The sequence below is a fragment of the Candidatus Methylacidiphilales bacterium genome (assembly GCA_033875315.1).
In the GTDB taxonomy this organism is placed as follows: Bacteria; Verrucomicrobiota; Verrucomicrobiia; order Methylacidiphilales; family CAZTYG01; genus JANRJG01.
This window is the reverse complement of the sequence record JANRJG010000031.1, coordinates 1-6,490: the sequence shown is the minus strand read 5'-3', so window position 1 is coordinate 6,490 and position 6,490 is coordinate 1. Positions and strand designations below refer to the sequence as shown.

Annotated in this window: 4 protein-coding genes; 2 read left to right on the top strand and 2 right to left on the bottom strand. The window is 60.7% G+C overall.

What is annotated here, in order from left to right; genetic code table 11:
* Positions 1–136: 136 nt before the first annotated feature.
* Positions 137–1,876 carry a DNA polymerase/3'-5' exonuclease PolX gene (gene polX / locus SFU85_09500; protein ID MDX6767014.1) on the bottom strand — a complete coding sequence of 580 codons (1,740 nt, stop codon included), beginning with the start codon at positions 1,874–1,876 and terminating at the stop codon, positions 137–139.
* A 159-nt stretch (positions 1,877–2,035) separates the two neighbouring features.
* On the opposite strand from polX, the gene SFU85_09495 reads away from it, so the two are divergent.
* Positions 2,036–3,142 (top strand): efflux RND transporter periplasmic adaptor subunit, encoded by a 1,107-nt coding sequence (locus tag SFU85_09495; GenBank protein ID MDX6767013.1) that lies wholly within the window; start codon positions 2,036–2,038, stop codon positions 3,140–3,142.
* An 8-nt stretch (positions 3,143–3,150) separates the two neighbouring features.
* On the opposite strand, the gene SFU85_09490 is transcribed toward SFU85_09495, so the two are convergent.
* The gene (locus SFU85_09490) at positions 3,151–4,884 is read right to left on the bottom strand and encodes a hypothetical protein (protein MDX6767012.1); all 1,734 of its coding nucleotides are present in this window, start codon (positions 4,882–4,884) and stop codon (positions 3,151–3,153) included.
* 159 nt (positions 4,885–5,043) lie between these two features.
* Between SFU85_09490 and SFU85_09485 the strand changes: the two genes are divergently transcribed.
* The gene (locus tag SFU85_09485) at positions 5,044–6,120 is read left to right on the top strand and encodes a hypothetical protein (GenBank protein MDX6767011.1); all 1,077 of its coding nucleotides are present in this window, start codon (positions 5,044–5,046) and stop codon (positions 6,118–6,120) included.
* Positions 6,121–6,490 lie beyond the last annotated feature (370 nt).

The following is a 6,490-nucleotide window of genomic DNA, read 5'->3' as shown; positions in this document are numbered from 1 at the left end:
TCTGCGCAAAGCATCGGCCAGAACTTGGAAGGAGCTGATCTCAGCCCTCAAAGAAGCCATCGAATCCTTCACCCCGGAGCACTGTGCCAACTTCTTCTCTCATGCCAACTACGAAGCTAATTAAGTGGAAAGTGCTCTAACCACCGCGAGCCATGAGCTTTTTCTTCATCTCCCGCAGGGGCAGGGTGTTGGCGACGTCTTCCCGGCGCAGCCAGCCTTTGCGGGCGAAGCGCGCGCCGAGGTGCAGGTAACCAAGTTGGCCGACCGCGTGGGCATCAGGGTTGATGGCGCAGAGGACCCCTTTGTCCCGGGCCCGCCTCCAGTAGCGCCAGTCCATATCCAGTCTGAACGGGTTGGCGTTGAGTTCGATCCATGTCCCGTTCGCGGCACAGGCGTCGATCACTTTATCCAGGTTGATGGCGTAGGGCTCGCGTTCCAGCAGCAGCCTGCCCGTCGGGTGGCCGAGCAGGGTGACATGTTCGTTCTCGACCGCGCGGATGATGCGCCGGGTCATGGTGTCCGCATCCTGGTTGAAAGCGCTGTGCACCGAGGCCACGACGTAATCCAGTTGGGCCAGGATGTCGTCCCCGTAATCGAGGGTGCCGTCCTTCAGGATGTCGCACTCCACTCCGGCGAAGAGGTGGATGTCGTCGCGGGTTTTGTTGCGGTGGTGGATTTCCGCCACCTGGGCCAGTAGGCGTTCCGAAGAGAGGCCGTTGGCCTGGACGGAGGACTTCGAGTGGTCGGCGATGCCGAGATATTCCAGACCGAGTTCGGCCGCTGCGGAGGCCATTTCCTCCAGGGTGTTCCTGCCATCGCTGGCGGTGGTGTGGTTGTGGAAACAACCTTTCAAATCGGTCCATTCCAACAGCCGCGGCAGCCGGCCCGTTTCGGCGGCTTCGATCTCCCCCAGATTCTCCCGCAGTTCGGGGGGGATGAAATCAAGGCCGAGGGCCTTGTAGAGGGCGGACTCGTCAGGAAATTTTTGATTTTTGATTTTCGATTGCTGATTTGGGTTGTCGGGCTCGAGGCCGTATTCGCTCAGCTTCAGACCGCGCGCGATGGCCCGCTGGCGGAGGGCGACATTGGCTTCCTTGCTGCCGGTGAAGTGGAGCAGGGTGGCGGGGAAATCCCGGTCGGCGACAACTCGCAGATCGCAGGGCAGGCCGTTGTCGAAGACCACACTGCATTTGGTTTCGCCGCGCGCCACCACACGGACCACGCCCTCGAGCCCGGCAAAGGCGTCGATGACGGCGGCCGGGTCCTTGGAGGAGGCCACGAGGTCCATGTCTTTGACCACTTCCTTGCCCCGGCGCAGGGAGCCGGCAAGCGAGACGCGGATGACATCGGGGTGGGTGCGGAGCAATTCGATCAGTTCCTCGGCCCGGGTGATGACGTCGCCGAAACGGAACTGTCCGGCGAAGGCCCGGCGTTGGGCCAGGCCGGCAAGGAGGTTGGCGGCCGTTTTCGGACCAAAGCCGGCCAGAGCGGCGACGCGTCCGTCTTCGCAGGCCTGTTGCAGGCTGGCGGTGTCGTGGATGCCTAACTGGTCGTGAAGAGCCTTGAGCTTTTTCGGTCCAAGACCGGGGATGTGGAGCAGATCGAGCAGGCCCGGCGCGAAAGAAGCCCTGAGTTGGTCGTAGTAGGGCAATTGGCCGTCGCGGACCAGGAGGGTGGTTTTCTCCCGCAGGGCCTCGCCGAGACCGGGAATTTCCCCGAGCCGGTCTTCGGTAACAAGGGTGGCGAGATCGCCCGGGAAAGTTTCGAGCGAACGGGCTGCATTTTGATAGGCACGGGTTTTGAACGGGTTTTCTCCCCGGAGCTCAAGTAGGAGGGCGATTTCCTGGAAGATGGCGGCCACTGCGGACTTGTCCATACACCGACCATGTTGTTCGCAAACGGGGAGGTTGCAACTGCGGTGAGCGGGGAAGCCCGGCAGGATCACCCCCGGCGCATGGTTCCCCCGGGGCCATGAAGGCGGGCGTCGCATGAGACCGCTCTTGCGGTGCGGGATATGGAAGCTAGTTTTGGTCTCGTGAAGAAGCTCGGCATCTACCTCGTGGTGGCCCTGGTCATGGGTGCGGGGGGCTATGGGGGCTGGCGGTGGTGGCAGGGCCAGCGGACGGCCCTGGAGGACAAGGGTGGTCCGGTCCTGACGGCCCAGGTGGGGAAGCAGACCATCGACATCACCGTGGAAATTTCCGGTGACCTGGAACCGATCGACGTCCTCGAGGTCAAATCCGAGGTCAGTGCAAAAATCAAAAAGCTCCACGTCGAGCTGGGCGATACGGTCAAGCAGGGGGCGTTGCTGGTTGAATTGGATGACAAGGAGCTACAGACCGAAAAAAGCTCGGTTCTGATTGAAATCGCAGGGGCGAAGCTGAGCGCGGACAAGGCACGCGCGGACCACGCACGGGACCAGAAACTTTATGAGCGGCAGTTGATCCCCGAGAAGACCCTGGCCGATACACGGTCGGCGATGGATCTGGCCGACAATGCGCTGGATCGCGCGAGCAAGCGGCTCCAGACCATCGAGGAGCGGCTTTCCAAAACCCAGATCCTGGCCCCGATGAACGGGGTCATCCTGGAACTGCCGGTGGTGGAGGGTCAGGTCGTGGTGGCGGCCGCCAGCGTGAACAGCGGAACCATGATCATGAAGATGGCCAAGCTGGAGCAGTTGTTGATCAAGTCGCACGTCAACCAGGTGGACGTGGCCCGTCTGAAGCCGGGGATGGAGGTCAAGTTTTCCGTCGACTCCATACCCGGGGTGGAGATGGGCGGGCGCATCGACCGTCTGGCCCCGACAGCGACGGTGAAAAACAACATCAAGGGGTTCCAGGTCGAGATCCGCATCGAGCATCCGGATGAGCGCCTGCGTCCGGGCATGACCGCGGATGTGGTGGTGCCGATCAGCCGGGTGGAAAATGTGGTCGCGGTGCCGTTGACGGCGGTCTTCAGCGAGCCGGATGGGAGCCGGGTGGTCTTTGTCCAGCCCCCGGTGGCAGGGTCCGAGAGCCCGCCCGAGACCCGCCCGGTCGAGATCGGGGTTTCCAACATCCATTTCGTGGAAATCAAGAAGGGCCTGCAGGAGAACGAAACCGTCCTCCTGGCCCGGCCCCTGGCCAAGCCGTCCGGCGGCTGAATCCGCCTTCAATGCGCTGAGGCGTTCCGGGCTTCGGCCAATATTAGTTTTTCGGCATCGAGCAGCCGTGATTCATCGACAAGCTTAAGAATGGCTCCGGCCTCGGCGGCACGGTTATTGCGTGATAGGGCGAATGCATAGTAAAGATTGATCGGTGGAAGTTGGCGCAGTTCAGGTGCTATGCGCTCCATCAAATTCAAGCCTTCGCCGGCTTTGCCCGAAAGTGTGAGGGCGAAGCCCTGGAGCGACTGGGCATGGGGCAGGCGGGAATACCGCAAAAAGAATTTTTCACACGCGCTGCGGATCTTGGGGGAGCCGGGGTCCAACAGGAGTGCCAGGGAAAGGTAGTTGCCCTGCATTTGCGGGGATTCCGGATGGGCCAGGGCCAGTCGCTCGGCTATGGGCAGGAGCTTGGCGGCATTTCTTTTTGCCAGGTGGCGTTGGAACAGCTCTCCCAAGGCCTGTGATTCGAACACGCGGTCATGGCTCAGGGATTCAAGCAGGGAGTCCACCTCCTCGTCCCAGCCCTCCCAGGCCTCGACAAGGTCAAGTAGGGAGTAACAAGATAGGGAATGGCGCTTGGCGGATTCGACCGCCCGGCGCTTGAAGGATATGGCGGCATCCGCTTGGCCGTCCATTTGATGGGCCATCGAGAGCCCGGCCAGGCGGAGCGGCTCATCGCGGCCCCAAGAAGTGGTCCCCAAAAAAGGAAGCCAGCGCGAGGCTGGCCACCTGGCCAGCACGGCACATTGGATTCGGGTGAAACGGATGTGGGTGCTGCTCTGGATTTCAGGGGGGAATGCGTCCATCCATGCCATCGCCTCTTCCCATCGCCTGGCATGGAGAAGCCACTCGAGCAGGGGGCCCATGGTGGAACGCTGCTGCCGGGACGATTCCTGGAGCACCTTCAGGGCCGCCGGGTAGTCCGCTGGACGGAAGGCCAGTAGCGTGCCGAGGTGCTGGAGTCGGTCTCCGAACTGGTGTCGCGGATGCCGAACAATCTCCTGGGCAAGCTCGAGGGACGTGGCGGCATCCCGCATTTCCATGGCACGCGCTCCCCGCAGTCTGAGCACGGCCAGATCGCCACCCGGGAGGCGCGAGAGACGCAATAGAATGTCCTCCCGCTCCGCATCCAAGGATGGTTGATGCAAAGTGGTCAGAAAGGTGGCGAAGTTCGCCAGAATGGGCAGGGAATTCGGCTCGTCGCGGAGGGCAGAGCGGAAGTGTTCCAGAGCCGCATCCAGATCACCCCGGTGGGCACTGGTCAGGGCCAGGATGTTGTGGGCCGGACCGCTCCACTCCCGATAAGGGATGAGTGACCGGGCCAAAGTGGAGGCGTTCTCATAGTGTTTGAGTCGCAGATGGACACCGGCGAGCTCCAACGAAGTTTTCCGGTTGTCGGGTTCGAGCCCCTGGAGACGGGTCAGCCACTCGACGTAAGAACGGGGCGCGGACCTCTTGCAAAAATCCACCATGAGCCGGTTGGCTTCCAGGTCATCGGGGTGCGACTCCAAAACCTGCCGGATGAATCCGAGAAACCGGGTGGTATCTCCCGAGGCTTCGGCCGTGCGGGCGTGGTGGGTCAGAACCATGCGGCGGCATTCCTTGAAGCCGTAATAACCCGCCCAGCCGAGTAAAGCGAGGAGAGCGGTGATGAGCGCCAGACCAAGGATCGAACGTATGAGAAAGGGATCCGGGCAGGTGAGCCAGTGCCGGAGGCGGGCGCGAACGTTCCGCAACATGATCCAAGTTGAAGCCCGGGACCGCTTCTGGCAATAGTGCCATACGGCCCTGAACCAAAAACCCTAGCCAGTCTTCACTAATACATTGTTTGGCCGTGCCGATCAGGTTATTCTGATTGGGTGGAATTGCGTATGGGCAAAAGCTTGCAGTGTGCGTGGATGTGCGCCCTTGTCTGGGGGGGCGTTCAGGGAGAATGCCGTGCGCAGGTCTATTACAATTTCACCCAGGCCGACTTGACCATCGGGGGAACCACCTACGATTCCTACGCCCTCGACAACACCTACGCCTCGATCACGTCGAATACGACCAGTTCCGGCAGTCCGCTGACCATGCTTTTCACCACCAAGGAGGGTGGAATCGGAAACCTGAGTGACGCCATTGCGAACAGCACCGGCTCCGGGGCCTTCACGCGCATGTTCGACATCAGTCAACCCGGCAACGAGCCCGATCAACGGGGTTACAATTCTGCTATAGGCACGAATCCAAACAATGCCAGTGACAACAATCCCCAACCCAGATTCAACCAAGGAAACGGTGGGGTGCAGGATCCGATTGTCACTCCGGACATCGCCACTGTCATCAATGTGGGGGGGGTGCTGTATTACGAATTCATGCTCGACGGCGGTGAATCCGACGGACGCAGTGCCATCTCAATCGATGAGCTGATCTTTTTCAAATCCGATGGGGTCAACATCAACACTGCCATCGGCAGTTCGGGCAACAATGACGACCCGACACCCCGCGGAGTCTATGATCTTTTCAAAGCCCAGGATGCCAACGTCGAATTGATTTACAGTCTGGACGAGTTCGGCCTGACGGGTAACGGAACAACGACCACCGACCGCACCCTGTTGGTGAATTTGATCGAGGCCGGAAACGGCGACCCTGACTTTGCGATTTATGTCCCCGTCAGTGCCTTTATCACCGACTCCAACGATCCGGGCCGATACACGGACCGTATCTACCTTTGGGTGGAAATGGGTTCCACCGGGCAGCTTCTGACCTCCTCGCCCCAATGGGGGAGCAATCAAACAGTATCCTTTGATTCCTCCTCCACCTTCGAAGAATGGGCCTTCTACAAGGGTGGCACGCCTTACTCGGCGGTCGTGCCGGAAGCCGAGGTTTACGTCATGGGGCTGATCCTGCTGGGATTGGCTGGATTCTTCGAGTGGCGCCGCCGCCGGAGCCGGTCTGTGGCGGAAGATGCTTCTTCCGCACCGGCGTTGACCGTTTAACCACGAAGTTCGCGTAGGCCGCGAAGTTTTTGGGGGGGCGGGTTCTGATCTCGTACTCTCCCACTCAAAGAGCACGAGAACGAGCAGCAGATAAAATGCGAAATGCTCTAGAAGTCATCTCAAAAATAGGACATGCCCGCGCTGGAGGTCAGAAAGCTGTCCGGCGAGGCGCGAGGAGAGCGAAGGTATGAAATATACCTTTAACCGACGAGCAACGAAGCCGGGCAGTTTTCTGGCTCCAGCCCTGAGGGTTGCGGCGGCACCGACCCGCTCCCTTCGTCGTCACTTCCTCACGTATATACTTCATATATGCTCGGTCGTTCCTCCTCGGGTTCGGGCCGGTGGCACTCGCAACGCGGACTTGCCCTAT